Origin of the sequence: Roseibium sp. HPY-6, assembly GCF_040530035.1 — a bacterium.
GTDB lineage: Bacteria > Pseudomonadota > Alphaproteobacteria > Rhizobiales > Stappiaceae > Roseibium.
The window spans coordinates 986,265-1,003,848 of record NZ_JBEWCD010000001.1 but is presented as its reverse complement, the minus strand read 5'-3'; the positions used below and the strand labels follow the sequence as shown (position 1 = coordinate 1,003,848).

Genomic DNA, 17,584 nt, shown 5'->3' with positions numbered 1-17,584 from the left:
TCGAGCCCGGGTCTCCGCTTCGCTGCGTTCGGGATGACAATGTCTAAGCACCTGTAGCATGAATATGCGTCGTTGGAGCTGATCCTTCGGGCACAGACTTATGCGACCTCAAACCATGTCCTCATGCCCGAGGCTGCGTGGCCAAGCATGTGACAGTGGATGAGCCATTTGCCGGGATTGTCTGCAACAAAGGCTATTTTGACAATTTCGCGCGGGGCGGTCGTGAATGTGTCCCGCCAATCCTGATGGTCGAGCGGTTTACCATTGCGTTCCAGGACGCGGAAATGATGACCATGAACATGCATTGCATGGGCGAAACTGGTGTCGTTCCGGCTTTCCAGAACAATTGTTTCGCCGCGCCTGGCATTGAACATCGGTTCATCCTGAACGCCGGGCACCCCGTTGAAGGTCCAGAACAGACCATTCTGCATCATGTCACGGATTTCGTCCTCCGAGCGTTCCTTGAGCAGCGAACGCATTCCGCCCATGGCGCCGCCTTCCATGACAAGCGGTATCTCCAGGGCGTCCTCCAAATCGGGTTCCGGCAACCTGTTGACAGGTGGCAGGCTTAGGGGACGATCGTTTGCCGGGGCTTCGGCTACCTGGAAATTTGCGAAGGTGAAGGGTTGTCCGGTCATCATTTCAAAGGGAAGCGTTCCCGCTTCGGTTGGCCGCAGCGCCAGATCAATGCGTTGGGCAGGAGCAAGCTGCATGACACCTGGCATGTTGCGCGCTTCGTTGAAGCTCTGACCGTCAACGGCGATCACTTTCGCACCGAACCGGTCCGGCGCGATATCAAGGATGCGGGCCGAAGAGGTGTTGATCAGCCGAAGCCGGTGCCAATGCCCTTTTTTGAGCGGAATGTCCGGCAAAGAGGTCCCATTGACCGTCAGCCAATTCCCCAGCCGGCCCGCATGGGAAAAGTCATGCATCGCGCCAAAGCTGGCGGTATCCAGAACGCCGTCGTCATCCAAGCGCCAGTCGCTGAGCATCAGGATGATGTCTGTGTCTGCTGAAAAATGCTGCTCATGGTCTTCGACGATGAGCGGACCGGCCAGCCCGCGCGGAACCTGGTTCCAGCTCATGTTGTGTGCGTGGTACCAATAGGTTCCCGCGTCCGGTGCAACGAAGTCATAGTCGAAGCTTTCACCCGGCTGTACGGCCGGTTGTGTCAGTCCGGTGACGCCATCCATTGCGTTTTCGATGCGGATACCGTGCCAGTGAACAGACGTGGGTTCACTCAGCTGATTGGTGAAGCGCACCTTGACGCGGTCACCTTGTTTCACGCGAATTTCCGGTCCGGGGAGCTGGTGATTGTAAAGCCATAGGTCGGATGCACCACCATTGTCTCCGTAAAGATTAGCCTTGCCCTGGACTGCGTTCAGTTCCAGAAAACCTGCGGAGGCTTCTGCCAGGGCAAGCTGCGGAAACGCTGGTGTCACGCTCCCGGCCAGTGCGGATTTCAAAAACGTCCTGCGGTCCAATTTCAGCTCCGGTGCATTCGTGGTCGACCCACCCTGTCCGAAGTATGGTGTTTCCAGTAGCTGGAAGGTCAATCCCCGTGCCATTCGGCAGAAACTCTGACGCAAAACCATTCAGATTTACGTGTAGAGTTGGAAGACTGACAACGAACAATCACTGAACAGGAAGACCGCCATGACCTCCCTGGACGCCGCCATTTCCCTTTCACCTCACGCCATGGCCGCGGAAAATCGGGGCTTCGATCCCTTGATCGGCCGCAGACTGGTTGCCGGTGTGGAGTCGGGTCTGCTGCCGCATCTGCATGTGGTTCTGGCAGAACGTGGTGGTGAAACCATCCTGGAAAGCTATGGCCGCGGACCCGACGAGAGCTGGGGGAAGTCGCTCGGGGAGGTCGCGTTCGACGCCGGAACCCTCCACGATCTGCGCTCCGTGACCAAGAGCGTCGTCAGTCTGCTTTACGGGATTGCCTTGGAAAGGGGACTGGTGCCCACAGTCGACGCGCCGATCCTCAATGCCTTTGAAGATTATTCCGATCTCGCGTCCGATTCCGAGCGGGTGAAACGCACGATTGAACATGCTCTCACCATGACCCTCGGTCTGGAATGGGATGAATCCATTCCCTATACCGATCCGAAGAACAGCGAAATTGCGATGGAACTGGCCGAGGACAGGTACAGGTTTATTCTGGAACGCCCGATCGTCGACGCGCCTGGCACCAAGTGGACCTACAGCGGTGGCGCGACGGCTTTGATCGGCGAAATCATTCAGCGCGGCACGGGCAGGACGCTTCCGGATTTTGCGACCGAAGTCTTGTTCGATCCGCTCGGCATTGAACGGTTCGAATGGGCAGCGGGCAAGGATGGAACCCATTCTCCAGCCTCAGGTCTCCGGCTCACCGCACCGGATCTTTTGAAAATCGGACGTCTGGTGCTCAACAACGGCACCTGGGAGGGGCGCCGGGTGGTGCCGGAAGCCTGGATCCGCGCGTCTCTGATGCCTCACATCCGGACCGCAGACATGCTGGACTATGGCTATTTCTGGTTCCTGGGAAAGGCGCCCGTCGCTGCGCTCGGCGGGCCGACGGACTGGGTCGCCGGTTTCGGCAATGGCGGGCAGCGGCTCTGGATCTGCCCAAAAGCGGATATCGCAGCCGTAATCTATTCGGGAAACTACAACAACTGGAACGCCTGGATCCCGCCGACCCGGATCTGGATCGAGATTATCCTGGCCAATCTCAAGACGGCTTAGCGTCAGGGCGCGAGCGGTTTGCGCCAGGGTCTTGTTCTTGAGCCAATTGCCCATCCTTCGAGACACGCGCGTGCGCGCTCCTCAGGATGAGGTGGGGGATTTGGCCAATCCCGCCAATCCTGATTGATTAGGTTATGTGCAAAGAAACACAGCCTCATCCTGAGGAGGACCGGAAGGTCCGTCTCGAAGGATGCGCGACTTGCTGAGGTCTCTCGCCTTTGCTAGAGAAAAATCATTGTGCAATTTTAGATAGAGACCTGAATGACCGCGACCGTTTACATATTGCGATGCTCAAACGGTAGCTACTACACCGGTATAACCCGCAAAGATCTGGAAAGTCGGATCAGTGAATATAAGCAGGGATCATACGACAGCTACACGGCACGATATCGACCGGTCACACTCGTATTCAATTGCGTGTTTGATCGGATAACAGACGCGATCGCCTGCGAACGTCAGATAAAGGGTTGGCGGCGCGAAAAGAAAGAAGCGCTCATTCGAGGCGACTTCGATCTACTTCCGGAATTGTCCGCGAGGGGCCGCAAGACGGGGTCCTAGGTTCCTGGCCCATCCTTTGAGACGCGCGCATGCGCGCTCCTCAGGATGAGGTGGGGGATTTGGCCAATACCGATCCTGCGTGATCTGGATACACGCGAAGGAACACACCCTCATCCTGAGGAGGACCGCGAGGTCCGTCTCGAAGGATGGGCAGCAAGCAGTAGGCGGCCGATCTAATTTCGAAGAACTGCCTCTCAGCCGGACTTTGAAAGACCCAAGAGCCAATTCCAAAGCGGCAAGGTCGGTTCAAAGGCAGCCGCCAGAGATCCGGCTGCCGAGGGTCCAGTCGCGATTGCGGTGTCCTCTCTCGACTTCCAGACGGCCAAGCCCTTGTGGCGGGCGAGGTCCGCATGCGGGTGATCTTTAGGAAAACCGCGGGGCACATTTGCAAGGTCCGGTTTGGAGCGTTCAAAACCCTCGTTTTCAAGCGTGGTCAGAAGAGTTTCGATCTCGTCGCCGGCGCCTGCCTCCAGTGCTTGGAGATATGATCCCAGATCGGGTTTCGAAAACGCCATACAGCCGGTTCCAAAGCGGATGTGTTCGAGCTCAATCGACAAAAAGAAACTTGGAGGCTGTGCATCCTTGCCCTCGAACGCCGCGCCTTTCGGCCAGAAGGCCATCCGGATATGGGCGTTATAAGGTGTCTTGTCCTTGGAGAACCTCAAGTCCCGGTTGATCCGGAATTGTTTCGACGCCATCCCGTGATCCGTCAACCTTGCGAGGTCCTCGGCGAGCGAGGCCCTGAACGCATCCGACGGTTTCTTGACCAGTCGCTGGTAGTCGCCCTTGTTGGCGTCGAACCAGTCTTTGGAATTGTTCGCCTTCAGGTTCTGAAGAAACTGAAATGTCTCGGAGGAAAAGCCCTGCGCGGTCATCTGGATGGTCTCCCGGTCCGCGCCTTTTTCGGCTTTGTTTCCTTTGGCGGTAGGGCGCAGACATAATTCCGTGCCAGATCGACCCAGCCTTTCAGATCCGTATCACTTTCAATGCCTTCCGGTTCGACGCGGATGAAACCGGGCATCGGTCGCCCGGCTGGCTCGCAAGGAGATGCATGAGGTCTTGCAAGAGCCTCCGCCTCCTGGTCCTTGCCGACGCGCGCCATCAGACCGCGTTTTGACGCGCATAAGAGCATGTTTCCGTTCACCATGAAGCAGATCGATCCGAACATCCGTTTCTGCTCGACATTCTCGTCCGGGATCAGAGCCCTTGTGCGTTCGATTAGTACGGTTTCCATCAAATCCGGCATGCGTTTAATCCCCTGGCGGTTTCGCTTCTGCACACAAGGACGCGCGACCATGAGCGTTTCCGACAGCCTTGAGGCGAAATTGTCCCAAAAATTCTCCGCTGGCCGCAAAACATGCTAGGAGGCTGGCTTGGAAATGCAAACCGGATTCGGAGGCAAACTTGCCTGAACTTGTTCTGATCGCCGCCGTCGCACGCAACGGGATTATTGGCTCGGACAATGATATGCCGTGGAAACTGTCGTCTGATCTCAAGCACTTCAAGCGCCTGACACTTGGCAAACCGGTGATCATGGGCCGGAAAACATTTCTTTCCTTTGGCGGGCGGCCGTTGCCGGGCCGCCCACATATTGTGGTTTCCCGCGACCCTGACTATCGAGCTGATGGCGTCGATACGGCGACATCACTGGAAGCGGCGATAACGCAAGCCCGGGCACTGGCGGATGAGCTGGAAGTCGACGAGGTTTTCTGCATCGGTGGCGGACAGATATACGAACAAGCCATAGATCAGGCGAGCCGGCTGGAAATCACCGAAGTGGACGCAAAACCGGATGGCGACACACGGTTTCCCGAAATCGATCCGGACCTTTGGGAAGAGACCAATCGTGCGGACGGACAGCGGACCGAAAGGGACAGTGCGGATTTCGCCATGGTCACCTACCGGCGGAGAGCCTGATCCCAAATGAGTAACACCGGCATGAAGTTCGGCGATGCCTTTGACGGAAAATGGTGCATGCTGCGGGACATGGATCCCATCGAGGCGCACGACCTTTTCAAGCTGCGCCAGAATATCTTCATTCTCGAACAGACATCGCTTTATCAGGATATCGACGGCAAGGATCCCGAGGCGCTGCATCTCATTGTGCACGACAAAACCAGTGGCGTTCTTGTGGGAACGATACGCCTCATGACAGAGCCGGAAACGGTCACTGCGCGCATTGGCCGCGTCGCGATCGCACCCGAGGGGAGGGGAACCGGGCTCGGCCGCAAACTCATGGAAGCGGGCATCGAGAAAGCCGAGGCGCTTGTGGAGGGCTGCTCGATCGATCTGTCGGCCCAGGCCCATCTGGAAAAGTTCTACAAATCCCTTGGCTTTGAGACCATTTCGGCTATCTATCTTGAAGACGGGATACCGCATGTGGACATGATCCGCAAAGGCAGAGCGCCCGGTTAACCCTTTGCCCGAAAGTTTAGACGTGCCAGCCTTGACACAGCCGTAATTCACACCCACCTGCGGCACGGGAAAACGCAAAGGTTTTACTTAGGGCGTAGCCGGGCTTTTCATTGAAAGCAGTCGGTAACCTCCCTATAACCAACCTTGAGTCAGAACGGGCAATTGCCCATGTCCGGCACCCGATGCCGGAGTTCAAAGAAGGAAGTCTTGATGCCTTGGAGCAATCAGTCAGGTGGCGGTGGCCCCTGGAAGGGTGGCGGAAACAATGGCGGCCCTTGGGGCGGCGGAGGAAACAACAATGGTCCCTGGGGCGGTGGCCCGAACCGCAGTGGCGGCGGGGGCGGTGGTAACCCGCCGGATCTTGAGGAGCTCCTGAAAAAGACCCAGGACCGCATGAAGACCGTTTTGCCTGGTGGCGGCGGTGGCGGCATCGGATTCGCAGGCGTTCTTATCGTTATCGGCATCGGCGTAATCGGATGGCTCGCGACAGGTATCTATACGGTGGACGAAGGCGAGCGTGGCGTTGAGCTGGTGCTTGGCGACGTGCGTGGGCTGACATCCCCGGGCCTGAACTACAATCTGCCTTATCCGATCGGCGAAGTTTACAAGCCGGCCGTGGAACTGCAGCGTGAAACCACCGTTGGCGTGGATGAAACCTTTTCCACGTCAGGTGCTGTCCGTGCACGCGACATTCCAGAAGAAAGCCTGATGCTGACGGGCGATGAAAACATCGTCGACGTCGGGTTCAAGGTCTTGTGGCGCGTCAAGAACACCACCGACGGCATCACGGATTACCTCTTCAATATTCAGGAGCCGGCAGCCACGGTGAAAGCAGTTGCGGAAAGCGCCATGCGCGAAGTCGTTGGCGGTTCGAATATCGACGCCATCCTGACTGAAAACCGCGTCTCCATTCAGAACGACGTGGCAACGCTCATGCAGTCGACGCTTGATTCTTACAGGGCGGGCGTCGAAATTTCCGAAGTTCAGATGCAACGCGTTGACCCGCCTGCACAGGTCATCGAGGCGTTCCGTGATGTTCAGGCGGCCCGCGCCGACCAGGAGCGTATCCGCAACGAAGCGGAAGCTTACGCCAACAGGATCGTGCCGGAAGCACGTGGTCAGGCAGCCCGGGTGCTGGAACAGGCAAATGGTTACAAGGACCAGACCATTGCAGAGGCAACCGGTCAGTCTCAGCGCTTCACAAAGATCTACGAGCAATACAAGAATGCGCCCGACGTTACCCGGGAACGTCTCTATCTTGAGACGCTGGAAAAAGTTCTCGGCGCGAACAACAAAATCATCATCGACAGTGAATCGTCCGGCTCAGGCGTTCTGCCTTTCCTGCCGCTGAACGATCTGAACGGACGCGGCACCGTGCCGTCCACACGGACGGGAGGTAACTAATCATGCGCAGTGGTATTCTTGCAATTGTCCTCGTTATCGTCGCGGTCGTTGGCTATCTGTCAGTCTACGTCGTCAACCCGACGCAGCAGGCGCTCGTATTGAGGTTCGGCCAGATCACCGAGGAGCCGAAGACGGAGCCGGGTCTCTACTTCAAGATCCCGTTCGTTCAGAACGTGGTTTATCTCGACAAGCGTATCTTGAACCTCAACATGCCGCCGCTTGAGCCGATTTCCTCGGATAAGAAGCGTCTGATCGTGGATGCGTTCGCGCGCTACAAGATCTCCGATCCGGTCCTGTTTTATCAGCGTGTCCAGAACGTGCTGACGGCAAACCGCCGCCTGTCCACGCTTCTGCAATCGTCGCTTCGGTCCGAAGTCGGCCGGACCAGCTTCGTGGCGCTCGTGCGTGACGATCGGTCGGGCGTGATGGAGAACATCCGCAGGGACGTCAGCGCCAACGCGGAAGAACTCGGCATTGAAGTGATCGATGTGAAAATCCGCCGCGCTGACCTTCCTGATGCAAACTCCCAGGCGATTTACGCACGTATGCAGACGGAACGTCAGCGGGAAGCGACCGAGATCCGCGCGCAGGGTGAAGAACAATCCCGCCGCATCCGCTCCCGTGCAGATCGCGATGCGACTGTCATCGAGGCTGAAGCGAACCGGGATGCGGAAATCATCCGCGGTGACGGTGATGCGGAACGGAACAGGATTTTTGCCGAAGCATTCGGTGCAGATCCGGAGTTCTTCGCCTTCTACCGGTCCATGCAGGCTTATGAAGCCGGACTTCAGTCGGGCGATACCAGCCTTGTGCTGTCGCCGGATTCCAGCTTCTTCCGGTTCTTCAAGGATCCGACCGGTGTCAACGCGCCGGCGGCGGAAGATGATGGTGGCACGGGCATCTCGACACGTTCGCCTTCACTCGCCTCGCAATGATCGACTTTGTGACCGCGCTTGGGCTGGTCCTGGTTATTGAAGGCATACTTTACGCGCTCCTTCCTGGTGGTATGAAAACCATCATGCGGGGCGCGCTGGAAACACCGGACCAGACTTTGCGTGTGACAGGTCTCGTTGTGGCCGCATTGGGTCTGATTATTGTGTGGATCATACGCGGATAACGAAAAGTTTCCGGGCGGGAGAGGCAAAAATCTCCCGCCCGTTCTATATTTTGACTAGAAGTCTTTAGAAGATATGCGCTGTTCGTAAGAAAGACAGCCTTACCGGAACGGATGAGGAGAAAGCCCTATGGCTCCAAATATTGTTCGCCGTCGCATGTCCCGGATCGCCTATGCCGCGGCGGGACTTGTGCTTGGCGGAATGGTGGCGTTCCAGCCCGTACAGACCGCGCAGGCCCAGGGGCCGGTTTCGGTGGCAGATCTCGCCGAAAACCTGGCAGATGCCGTTGTAAACATCTCAACGGCACAAACCGTTCAGGGCCGCAGATCTGTGCCGATGCCACAAGTTCCGGACGGATCTCCTTTCCAGGAGTTCTTCGAGGAATTCTTCAACCGGCAAAACCGCGACAATGGCCAGGCGCCGCGGCGTGTTCAGTCGCTCGGATCCGGTTTTGTGATCGATGGCACCGAAGGCATTATCATTACCAACAACCACGTGATTGAAGGGGCAGATGAAATCACTGCCAACTTCAATGACGGCACAAAGCTGAGGGCGGAAATCATCGGCACCGATGAGAAAACCGATCTGGCCGTGCTGAAGGTCGAGCCGGAAACACCGCTCAAGGCCGTTGATTTCGGCAACTCGGAGTCGATCCGCGTTGGCGACTGGGTGATGGCAATCGGTAATCCCTTCGGTCTTGGTGGCACTGTTACCGTCGGGATCGTTTCGGCGCGGAACCGTGATATCAACTCCGGCCCTTATGACAATTTCATCCAGACGGACGCGTCCATCAACCGGGGTAACTCCGGCGGTCCGCTGTTCGATATGCAGGGCAATGTGATCGGCATCAACACCGCGATCATTTCTCCATCGGGCGGCTCCATCGGTATCGGCTTTGCTATTCCGGCCAAAACCGCAATGCGTGTCATCGACCAGCTGCGTGAGTTCGGCGAGACCCGCCGCGGTTGGCTAGGCGTGCGTATTCAGGAAGTCACGGACGAGATCGCTGAAAGCCTTGCAATGAACGAAGCCATGGGCGCCTTGGTGGCTGGCGTGACCGAAAACGGTCCGGCGGCGAAGGCCAAGATCGAAGCCGGTGACGTCATCTTGAAATTCGACGGCAACGATGTTGAGGAAATGCGCGAGTTGCCTCGCATGGTCGCCGAGACGGCGATCGGCAAGGAAGTCGAAGTGGTAGTCCTGCGCAAGGGTGACGAGGTCACGATCAACGTGATCCTGGAGCGTCTTGAGGAAAACACTCCGACAGAGGCGAGCGTTCAGGCGGATGAACAGCCGGAAGAAGAGCCAGTCGCCAAGAGTGAGGTGCTGGGCATGATGCTGGCGGAACTCGATGACGAATTGCGCGAACAATTCTCCATTGAATCCGATGTGACCGGCGTTGTCGTGACAGAAGTCAAGCCTGACTCGTCCGCTGCGGAAAAACGGATTACCGCTGGCGACGTAATCCGGGAAGTGGCGCAGGAGCCCGTCGAGACACCTGAAGACGTGGAGACGGAGATTGCCAAGTTGAAGGACGATGGCCGCCGTTCCGCGTTGCTGCTGCTCGCCAATCCGACCGGCGACGTCCGCTTTGTTCCCGTGAGGATCGAAGACAACTAGGTCTCCAAACAGATATCAACGGTCAAGGGGCGCTGGAAACAGTGCCCCTTTTCTATCGGGCTGTCGCTGTTTACCGACGGCTTTAAGAGAAATTTCCGGATCTTTGCGATCAGCAGGTGAAGTTCTGCGGCTACGGCTGTTAAAAGCCGTGGGATTTTCGCACGCTCAGCAGCCCAACTTGCCTTGGAGCAGGCCTTTTGAACGCATTTTGTGATGTTCGTCACACTGGACTTGCGCGTGTTTCCTCGCAGCTTAACCGGAGCTGTGCAGATTTCTGCACAGTGACACAGTCGTTAATGCGCCGCGAAAATAAAAAAATCTCTTATTTTTCAGTGCTTTGTCGAAAAATCCGCAAACTGGCACACCCGTTGCAACTCTCCTGGCATCGGCGCCAAACACAAAAACAGCGCCCCGGAATTCAAATCAAAGCTGCCGAGCAGCACAGAGCCAGGAGATCAAAATGTCCAATATCGCTTACCTCAAAGCCACAGGCGCAACCCAAGGCGACATGACAGCAGATGCAACCACAGGCGACAGCATCGGCAACCTGTGGCAGGAAGGCCATGAAGGCCAGTCTCTGGTCTATGCCCTGGAACAGAACGCAGTCGTGCCGCGTGACCCGCAGTCCGGTTCCATCATCGCAACACGCCGCCACCTGCCGACGACCTTCGTCAAGCCGGTCGACAAGGCAACCCCGCTCTTCTGGCAGGCACTTGCCACCGGTGAAGCGCTTGAGATCGAAGTCGAGTTCTGGCGCACGTCCACGGCCGGTGTTCAGGAGCACTACTACACGATCAAGTTCATCGACGCGGTTCTGGTGGAAGGCAAGACGATCCTTCCGGACGTCAACGACGAAGCCAACGCCTCGCGCGGCGACATCGACCAGTTCTCGTTCACCTACCGCAAGTGCGAGTGGACCCACGAAGTTGCCGGAACAAGCGCATCCGACGATTACCGCGCTCCGGTCACCTGATCACAAAAACCCCGAACCGGATTTGATCCGGTCAGCAGCTGGATGGGTGCCCCTCCAGACAGCTGCCACCGCCCGGCCAAAGCGCCGGGCGGATTTGTTTGAGAGAGCTCAGGATCTCCAAACGCCGTTACACCTTTGCCACGGACAGAAGCACGTCTCTCAGCCACATATGCCTTGCATCGCGCTGCATGCGAGGGTGCCAGTTTGCAACGATTTCGAGGCCGGGAAGCTTCAGTGGGGTGATCACTTGAGCGAAATTGTGGTCGAAGGAACCGGCAATCCGTTCAGGTATGAACGCCACGAGGCTTTGCGATTTCATCAGATGCATCAGCATCGCGAATGTGGGCACAGCCAGCACCACCTGTCGCTCCCTCCCGGCATCGCTCAAGGCTTCGTCGATCGGTCCCCGGAAACTGCTGCCTGTCGGATCAACGAATGCGTGCCGCAATGTACAGAGCCGGTCCAGGGAGATTTCCTCTCCGTCCTGCATGTCCGGATAACTGGAAAGACAAACAAACCCGTCGCTATAGAGTAAACGCGCCGGGAGGTCAGGCACGGCCAGATCCCGGTCGCTCAATATCAGATCAACTTCGCCCCGCTCGAGTTGATCGACGATGCCGCTTGCAGGTCGCGGCAAAACGGAAACACGTGCATTGGGAGCTGCACTGAAAACCGTTTTGGCAAAGGTGTTCAGGATCGTGTGTTGCAGATAGTCGCTTCCGCAAATCCTAGCGGTGAAGTGAGATGTTGCAGGATCGAAATCATCTGGCTCGAGCAACGTGCGCACGCCGCCCAGAACCTCATCGATTTGGGGTGCGATCGCGTCCGCTCGCGGCGTCGGTGTAATGCCGTGGGAGGTGCGGATGAACAGGTCATCATCAAACACCTGTCGAAGCCGCTTCAACATGCCCGAAACCGTTGGCTGCGTTAACGCAAGGCGCGTTGCTGCCCGCGTCACGCTGCGCTCCTTGTGAAGCGCGTCAAAGGCAACAAGCAGGTTCAGATCGACATTTCTGATATTGGTTTCACGCATAACACTCATTGAACAATACGTTTTGATCAATAACAACTCTCGCAAGACAATCAGGTGCTCTTAACGCTCTAGCGGGTGTGATCTTTGACCAAGGAACTAGCCATCGGAGCCGTGCCTAAAACGAAATTGCGTGTTTCACGTCTTGCAGTCTGGCTCGGCACTTTTCGCACTTGGCGCAAACAACGACGCGACCGCAGGGAACTGGAAGGGCTGAGCACTGCGACCCTTCGTGATCTGGCTATAGATCGCAGCGAAATCACCTCAATCGTAAGCTCAGGCCAGGGCGAGCGCAAACGCAACAGAGGCGACTGATGCGGGAAGGTCCATTGCATCGTTTCACCATGGGGAGATCCGGAATGAGTTCTAAAAATGTCGCTGCGGCCGGGTACCTCAGCGATCCGCGTATTGTCTTGCTCGCCGGGTCCGTTGTTGCACTCATAGCGATCGGTATGCGGCACTCCTTCGGGTTGTTTTTGAACCCGGTTACGGAAGGTATTCAAAGTGTCGACCGGGAAACATTCGGGTTCGCTGTCGCATTGCAAAACCTGATATGGGGTCTTGCACAACCATTCGCGGGAATGATCGCCGACCGGTATGGAAGCGCAAGGGTCATCTTCGCAGGCGGTGCCCTTTATGCCGGCGGGCTGATTTGCGCATCGCTTGCCTCATCCGCTCTCGGTTTGGTGCTGGGTCTTGGCGTTCTGGTTGGCATTGGCTTGAGTGCCACGACCTATGCCGTGGTCTTGGGGGCCGTTGGACACCGGTATCCGCCGGAGCGACGCTCCACTGCGCTTGGAATAGCGTCGCTTGGCGGATCACTGGGGATCTTTCTGTCCGTGCCCGTCACCCTGAGCCTGATCGATACGCTGAGCTGGTCGATGGCATTTGTGAGCCTGGCTCTCGTTGCCCTCACGATGTGTGTTCTTGCGCCTTTCCTGTCCGGCCGTGCGGATGCGCAAAGTGCGGATCAGTCTCTCGCCGAGGCTCTGTCGCAGGCGCTCGGGCACAAAGGCTTCGTGCTGCTGGTGCTCGGGTTCTTCGTTTGCGGGTTTCAACTTGCCTTTATCGGGACCCATCTGCCGGCTTACCTCATGGACCTGCAACTGGAAGCCTGGCTTGGCGGCGCTGCGCTTGCAACCATAGGGGCGACCAACATTGCCGGAACGCTTGCCTGCGGAGCCGTCGGCGATTACTTGAGCAAAAGGAAAGTTCTTGTCAGTCTTTACCTGGCAAGGTCCTGCGCGATCGCACTTTTCATCCTTCTCCCCGTATCCGACGTGTCGACGCTCATATTTGCTGCTGTGATGGGGTTTACCTGGCTGGGTACCGTTCCGCTTACAACGGGCATTGTCGCTCAGGTCTTCGGACCGCGGTATCTGGCGACGCTGATCGGGATCGTCTTTTTCATGCATCAAATCGGCAGTTTCCTGGGCGCCTGGCTGGGCGGCCTCGTGTTCGAACGAACCGGAAGCTACGATCTCATGTGGTGGAGTGTTGTCCTGTTCGGCTTGATTGCCGCATTGCTCCATCTTCCGATCGACGAACGGCCGTTGGTGTCCAAGATGCCCAAGTTACAGGGGCTAGCGGGAAATGCCTGATCAGCCCTTGCTCAAGGTCAGCCTGTTGTGCGCTCTGGTGAGCCTGGCCCTAGTCTTGTTGTGGACGTTCTACGCCGGTGCCTATCAAAAGCTCTTTCTTGAGCTCTCGCTCATCAGGTTCATCTGTTGAACAGGGTCAGTCCAGACCCTGAACGTCAACTGGATCTCAAAAACCCAAAGGAAAAACATGGTTGCTCAGTCCAATGAACGCGGGCCTATTCTGCGTCTTTTCAAGGTGAAGTCGAAACGCGGGTGCGAAGAAACGCTCCTCGGTAAGTTCGCCACAACTTCAGCCAATGTTGTCAGAAACGAGCCGGGAAATGAGGGTTACTTTTTCGGTCGCGGGATCGAGAGCGACGAGGATACGCTCGTATTCGCATCGCTTTGGAAAGACTTCGACGCTATCAAACAGCGCTTCGGCGATGCTTGGGACCAGTCCTTTCTACCGGAGGGCTATGAGGATCTCATCGAAGAGCATTCACTTCAGCACATCGACCTGAGTTCCGGATGGCATGCATCGGTTGGACGGTCAGGATTGAATGACTGAATTTCGGCGGGCCAAGTGCTGCGGCAACACGATAGATACCGTGTTGCCTGAAGGAATAAGATCACTGGCACGTGGGTCTTCGGTGCCCAAAAGAACAGGGTTGCCCGACCAAAACTCTTAAGGTTTGGCGCTGTAGTCGATTTCGATCGGGGTAGGGCCGTGGACCGGTCCGATAAGTTGGAGCATTTGCATCCGGAACCGTTCGACCTGGTCACGTTTCAGCATCCAGCGGTGAAAGTCGCCGGGTGAGGTGTTGTGGTTCAGCACCGATTTGTGGCCGCCGGGCGCTTCAATATCCATGCGCACCGGGAACTGAAGCCATTTGCCCTGGAACTCTTCCGATAGCATCCAGTTCAGATAAAGCCTGGCTGCCGCCTTGTTCCTTGCCTGTTTCGGGATCCCTACCGTCTGAAACCAGGTCAAGAAGTAGTCTTCTTCCGGGAACATGAAGCGCGTGTTGGTTCCGGGAAACGGTTCGAATGCCCAAAAGGTCGTGAAACTCGCTGCGTACCAGCCATTGTTGATGGCGACATAGGGCATCGCAGTGCCACGAACCCAGGTGGGTTCACTGGCGACCAGCGCTTCCAGATAGTTCCAGCCGTATTTTTGCTTCAGTTTCCAGAACTGATAGAGGACCGCATCGTCATCGTGGGGGTAGGTCAGGATAACCTTTCCCTTTAAGGCGGGGTCGAGATAATCCACGGCGTCCCGGGGCGCCTTGTCTTCGTCGACATTGTCCAGATTGATGTAGTTTGTGAAAGTCACTCCATAAAGACCCGTCCAACGGCCATGCGGATCTTTGTGATCCGGAAAAACCTTGTCCCAGTTTTTGGGCCGATAGGCCTCCAACAATCCGTTTTCCGCGTAGTGATGGAAATCATGCAGCGTCTGGAATTGAATGACATCGGGGATGCCGGCTTCGCTGCCGGCCGCGCGCGCATTGTCGTATCTCGGCGCATGGTTGATGCTGACATCAACGCTATGCGTGACGTCGAGTTCCGGAAAGCGCGCCTTGAACATGTCCAGGTAGTAGTCGATCTGGTCGGGTTTGTCGCCGCCGGCGCGCAGCACGAACTTTCCGCCTTCCTGCAAGGCGGCCTGATAAAGCTAATCCAGGGACCTCGTCTCGATGTCGGCGGCCATCACCGGTATCGAAAGCACAGCGCAAAGCGCTGCTGTGCTGAGCGTTTTTGTGACACTCATTCTGTTACTCCATATTGTTTGAAGCTTGGCGTGTGATGCGGTGAGGTGGCTTAACTCCCCCTCACTTGTTCGCCCCTTGGCATTTTGACGTAGCTTCTCAGGTTTGAGAACTTTGGCCGGTCGCGTATTCGTAAGAGTGGCGGACGATCGTTTTGACCACCTCCAGTTCCATTTCGTCTCGTGGGGAGAAGACCAGAACAAGGCCGAACGGAAGCCTGCCCTCGGTCACGAGATAGTGGCTTTCGCCCCACCCGGCTTCTATGACCTCTCGCGCAGCTTCCGGCGGAAGCTGCACATGCATGCTGCCATTGTCGGGATGGGGGTGGATATGCGCGAATTCGCGTCCGATCATGAACGCTGCATGGTTGCAATCAGCACTATCGTGAAGCACTAGCGCTCGCGAACCTGGAACCGAGATGCCGCTGTCTTCTTCCTGGACGAGGGGCAGAGAGAAACACCAGGTATGAAGAGCAGCGACAACGACGTCAGGACCATGCTGGTTCAGCTGTGAATGCGGCAGGCTGCTGGTTGTGTCGGGCTTTGATCCGCTGCGGTGCTGCAAATTCATCTCGCTATGCATGTCTCTGCTCCATATCGTTGCATGCGGCAAGTATGACTGCTAAAACCTGCAAGTAAATTCACCAATTACGCAAATGGTTCTTGCATGAAAGCACAGAGAGTGCAGAATCTCGATTGGAGTGACGTGCCTTATGTCCTGTCGGTATGCGAGGCTGGCAGCCTTGCGGGCGCCGCAAGGATGATGGGTGTCAACCATTCGACGGTCTTCCGCCGCATCGCGGGCGTCGAAGACAGGTTGGGAGTCCGGCTTTTTGACCGGCAAAGCCACGGCTATGTCATGACGCCTGCCGGGGAGTTGTTCTACCAACGGGCGATCGTGCTTTGTGATGGTATGAACAGCATCGAAATGGCGCTCGCGGGCAAAGATCTTCGTCTTGAGGGGAAACTGACAGTCACGACCACGGACTCGCTGCTGAATTGCCTGACACCGGTGATAGTGGATTTTCAGAAACAACATCCGGACGTCGAATTGCGGATCTTGTCAGATGCAGAGCCGCTTGATCTGATGCAGCGCGATGCGGACATCGCCTTGCGGCCGACCCAAAACCCGCCTGAGCACTGGGTTGGCCGGAAACTGCTTCCAATCATTTGCGCTGCTTATGCGCACAGGGATTACTGGGCAGCTGCAAGTGACCTGCCGCCGGAACAGCTCCGTTGGGTTCTTCTGGATGACAGTCTCAACCGATCCCCCATGAGCCAGATTGCCAAGAGCCGGAAATCCGCAAATGCGCCGACAACGACCGTCAACACGGTCATGGGGGCTCTGGATTTGACCAGGTCGGGATTGGGGATTGCAGTCCTGCCCACTTATCTTGCCGAGAAGGACCCACAGCTTGTTCGCATCGGAGAACCGGATGATCGCGTCAACTGGGACCTTTGGGTGCTGGCACACCCGGACGTGCGCCGAAGCGCTCGCGTGCATGCGTTTTTTGACCACGCAACTTCGGCAATTACGGAAGATGTTCTGGCAATGCCGAGTGGAACTTCGCTTTGAACGTCAGCCAAGGGTCACTGATAATTCGAAGCGGCGGACCGAAAAGAGACGAACGCGGTCACAGTTTCCGGTAGGAGACCGCCATTGCCATATCGCCCGAGTGTTCGTGATCGTCCTTTGAATAAATCCGGACCTCCTCAAGGCTCGGTTCTGATATCCGCCGGACACGGGCCAATCCGGCTAGCGTCTCCTGGAAGCCAAGACTTTTAAAATGTGAGCGGTTCACACCGATGACGAAGAGGGCACCTTCACGCGCGATTGCAAGAAGGTTGGTCAGAGCATCCGGTCCAAGGTGGCCATGGGTGAAAGTTCCGGACGACACGACCGCGCCGTAGTCGTTGCAGATCGGCGACAGATCCGTTGTGAGATCGATTTCATACGTGCGGCGGTAAAGCGATTTCTTGGCAGCGTGGGACAGCATCTCTGAAGAAATATCCATGCCGTCGATATCCCGTGCGGGGAGGGCGAGCGCCTCGGCGACCAGACCGGTGCCACAACCGATATCGGCCACCGGAATGTCCTCAGCCACTGCCTTTGCAGAATAGATTTTGGCAATGGTCTGCGGATAGACAAACCCAAGCGCATCGGCAAAGTCCTCGTCGTAAGACTGCGCGAATTCCCGATAGTAGGTTTTGTTGTCGTCCGGGGTCGAGAGCCTGTAGGCATTCTCAAGAATGGCCTTCCCCTTGTCGCTTGCCGCCATCGGGGCGTTTCCTTTCAAAGCAGGTTCCAGCATTGGTTGCCTGAAAGCCTAAGGGGGCAAGAAGACGCAATCAAGTCGAACACCGCATGCGCATGGACGCGGAGCATCCGGT

The 17,584-nt window shown here is 56.9% G+C and carries 21 protein-coding genes; 14 read left to right on the top strand and 7 right to left on the bottom strand.

Features of this window, described 5'->3' with window-relative positions:
• Positions 1-98 precede the first annotated feature (98 nt).
• Positions 99-1,568 carry a multicopper oxidase family protein gene (locus ABVF61_RS04810; RefSeq protein WP_353992389.1) on the bottom strand — a complete coding sequence of 490 codons (1,470 nt, stop codon included), beginning with the start codon at positions 1,566-1,568 and terminating at the stop codon, positions 99-101.
• An 88-nt stretch (positions 1,569-1,656) separates the two neighbouring features.
• On the opposite strand from ABVF61_RS04810, the gene ABVF61_RS04805 reads away from it, so the two are divergent.
• Positions 1,657-2,730, top strand: a complete 1,074-nt coding sequence (locus tag ABVF61_RS04805; RefSeq protein ID WP_353992388.1) for a serine hydrolase domain-containing protein — start codon at positions 1,657-1,659, stop codon at positions 2,728-2,730.
• Positions 2,731-2,991: 261 nt separating this feature from the next.
• Positions 2,992-3,288: a GIY-YIG nuclease family protein gene (locus ABVF61_RS04800; RefSeq protein WP_353992387.1), complete on the top strand. Its 297-nt coding sequence runs from the start codon at positions 2,992-2,994 to the stop codon at positions 3,286-3,288.
• A gap of 194 nt (positions 3,289-3,482) precedes the next feature.
• Here the strand turns inward: ABVF61_RS04800 and ABVF61_RS04795 are convergent, their stop codons facing one another.
• Both ABVF61_RS04795 and ABVF61_RS04790 read right to left on the bottom strand, forming a co-directional pair.
• Complete coding sequence (locus ABVF61_RS04795) at positions 3,483-4,163, bottom strand: DUF2461 domain-containing protein (RefSeq protein ID WP_353992386.1); 681 nt, start codon at positions 4,161-4,163, stop codon at positions 3,483-3,485.
• The gene (locus ABVF61_RS04790; RefSeq protein ID WP_353992385.1) at positions 4,160-4,534 is read right to left on the bottom strand and encodes a TfoX/Sxy family protein; all 375 of its coding nucleotides are present in this window, start codon (positions 4,532-4,534) and stop codon (positions 4,160-4,162) included. Before ABVF61_RS04790 ends, ABVF61_RS04795 begins: the two co-directional genes overlap by 4 nt.
• A 158-nt stretch (positions 4,535-4,692) precedes the next feature.
• Between ABVF61_RS04790 and ABVF61_RS04785 the strand changes: the two genes are divergently transcribed.
• From ABVF61_RS04785 to ABVF61_RS04755, 7 genes are all read left to right on the top strand, one after another.
• Complete coding sequence (locus ABVF61_RS04785; RefSeq protein WP_353992384.1) at positions 4,693-5,205, top strand: dihydrofolate reductase; 513 nt, start codon at positions 4,693-4,695, stop codon at positions 5,203-5,205.
• Positions 5,206-5,211: 6 nt separating this feature from the next.
• Positions 5,212-5,703 carry a GNAT family N-acetyltransferase gene (locus ABVF61_RS04780; protein ID WP_353992383.1) on the top strand — a complete coding sequence of 164 codons (492 nt, stop codon included), beginning with the start codon at positions 5,212-5,214 and terminating at the stop codon, positions 5,701-5,703.
• Positions 5,704-5,913: 210 nt separating this feature from the next.
• On the top strand, positions 5,914-7,107 hold the full coding sequence (hflK, locus tag ABVF61_RS04775; RefSeq protein WP_353992382.1) for an FtsH protease activity modulator HflK: 1,194 nt from the start codon (positions 5,914-5,916) through the stop codon (positions 7,105-7,107).
• A 2-nt stretch (positions 7,108-7,109) separates the two neighbouring features.
• Positions 7,110-8,042, top strand: a complete 933-nt coding sequence (gene hflC, locus ABVF61_RS04770) for a protease modulator HflC (RefSeq protein ID WP_353992381.1) — start codon at positions 7,110-7,112, stop codon at positions 8,040-8,042.
• Positions 8,039-8,224: a DUF2065 domain-containing protein gene (locus ABVF61_RS04765; RefSeq protein ID WP_353992380.1), complete on the top strand. Its 186-nt coding sequence runs from the start codon at positions 8,039-8,041 to the stop codon at positions 8,222-8,224. Before hflC ends, ABVF61_RS04765 begins: the two co-directional genes overlap by 4 nt.
• A 127-nt stretch (positions 8,225-8,351) precedes the next feature.
• Positions 8,352-9,842 (top strand): DegQ family serine endoprotease, encoded by a 1,491-nt coding sequence (locus ABVF61_RS04760; RefSeq protein ID WP_353992379.1) that lies wholly within the window; start codon positions 8,352-8,354, stop codon positions 9,840-9,842.
• A 460-nt stretch (positions 9,843-10,302) separates the two neighbouring features.
• Complete coding sequence (locus ABVF61_RS04755) at positions 10,303-10,815, top strand: Hcp family type VI secretion system effector (protein WP_299473606.1); 513 nt, start codon at positions 10,303-10,305, stop codon at positions 10,813-10,815.
• 127 nt (positions 10,816-10,942) lie between these two features.
• Here the strand turns inward: ABVF61_RS04755 and ABVF61_RS04750 are convergent, their stop codons facing one another.
• Positions 10,943-11,848 (bottom strand): LysR family transcriptional regulator, encoded by a 906-nt coding sequence (locus ABVF61_RS04750; RefSeq protein WP_353992378.1) that lies wholly within the window; start codon positions 11,846-11,848, stop codon positions 10,943-10,945.
• Between the two features lie 111 nt (positions 11,849-11,959).
• Between ABVF61_RS04750 and ABVF61_RS04745 the strand changes: the two genes are divergently transcribed.
• Genes ABVF61_RS04745 through ABVF61_RS04730 form a run of 4 tightly spaced genes read left to right on the top strand, consistent with a single transcriptional unit; the run spans position 11,960 to position 13,993 of the window.
• Positions 11,960-12,160 carry a YjiS-like domain-containing protein gene (locus ABVF61_RS04745; protein ID WP_353993665.1) on the top strand — a complete coding sequence of 67 codons (201 nt, stop codon included), beginning with the start codon at positions 11,960-11,962 and terminating at the stop codon, positions 12,158-12,160.
• A gap of 44 nt (positions 12,161-12,204) precedes the next feature.
• The gene (locus ABVF61_RS04740) at positions 12,205-13,446 is read left to right on the top strand and encodes an MFS transporter (protein WP_353992377.1); all 1,242 of its coding nucleotides are present in this window, start codon (positions 12,205-12,207) and stop codon (positions 13,444-13,446) included.
• Positions 13,439-13,576: a hypothetical protein gene (locus tag ABVF61_RS04735; RefSeq protein ID WP_353992376.1), complete on the top strand. Its 138-nt coding sequence runs from the start codon at positions 13,439-13,441 to the stop codon at positions 13,574-13,576. The genes ABVF61_RS04740 and ABVF61_RS04735 overlap by 8 nt, the downstream gene beginning before the upstream one ends.
• A gap of 57 nt (positions 13,577-13,633) precedes the next feature.
• Complete coding sequence (locus ABVF61_RS04730; RefSeq protein ID WP_353992375.1) at positions 13,634-13,993, top strand: putative quinol monooxygenase; 360 nt, start codon at positions 13,634-13,636, stop codon at positions 13,991-13,993.
• A gap of 117 nt (positions 13,994-14,110) precedes the next feature.
• On the opposite strand, the gene ABVF61_RS04725 is transcribed toward ABVF61_RS04730, so the two are convergent.
• A complete protein-coding gene (locus ABVF61_RS04725) occupies positions 14,111-15,064 on the bottom strand; it encodes an ABC transporter substrate-binding protein (RefSeq protein WP_353992374.1) in 954 nt (317 codons plus the stop codon).
• Between the two features lie 229 nt (positions 15,065-15,293).
• The gene (locus ABVF61_RS04720; RefSeq protein ID WP_353992373.1) at positions 15,294-15,776 is read right to left on the bottom strand and encodes a luciferase domain-containing protein; all 483 of its coding nucleotides are present in this window, start codon (positions 15,774-15,776) and stop codon (positions 15,294-15,296) included.
• An 84-nt stretch (positions 15,777-15,860) separates the two neighbouring features.
• On the opposite strand from ABVF61_RS04720, the gene ABVF61_RS04715 reads away from it, so the two are divergent.
• Complete coding sequence (locus ABVF61_RS04715) at positions 15,861-16,769, top strand: LysR family transcriptional regulator (protein WP_353992372.1); 909 nt, start codon at positions 15,861-15,863, stop codon at positions 16,767-16,769.
• A 58-nt stretch (positions 16,770-16,827) separates the two neighbouring features.
• Here the strand turns inward: ABVF61_RS04715 and ABVF61_RS04710 are convergent, their stop codons facing one another.
• On the bottom strand, positions 16,828-17,472 hold the full coding sequence (locus ABVF61_RS04710; protein WP_353992371.1) for a class I SAM-dependent DNA methyltransferase: 645 nt from the start codon (positions 17,470-17,472) through the stop codon (positions 16,828-16,830).
• Between the last annotated feature and the right edge of the window lie 112 nt (positions 17,473-17,584).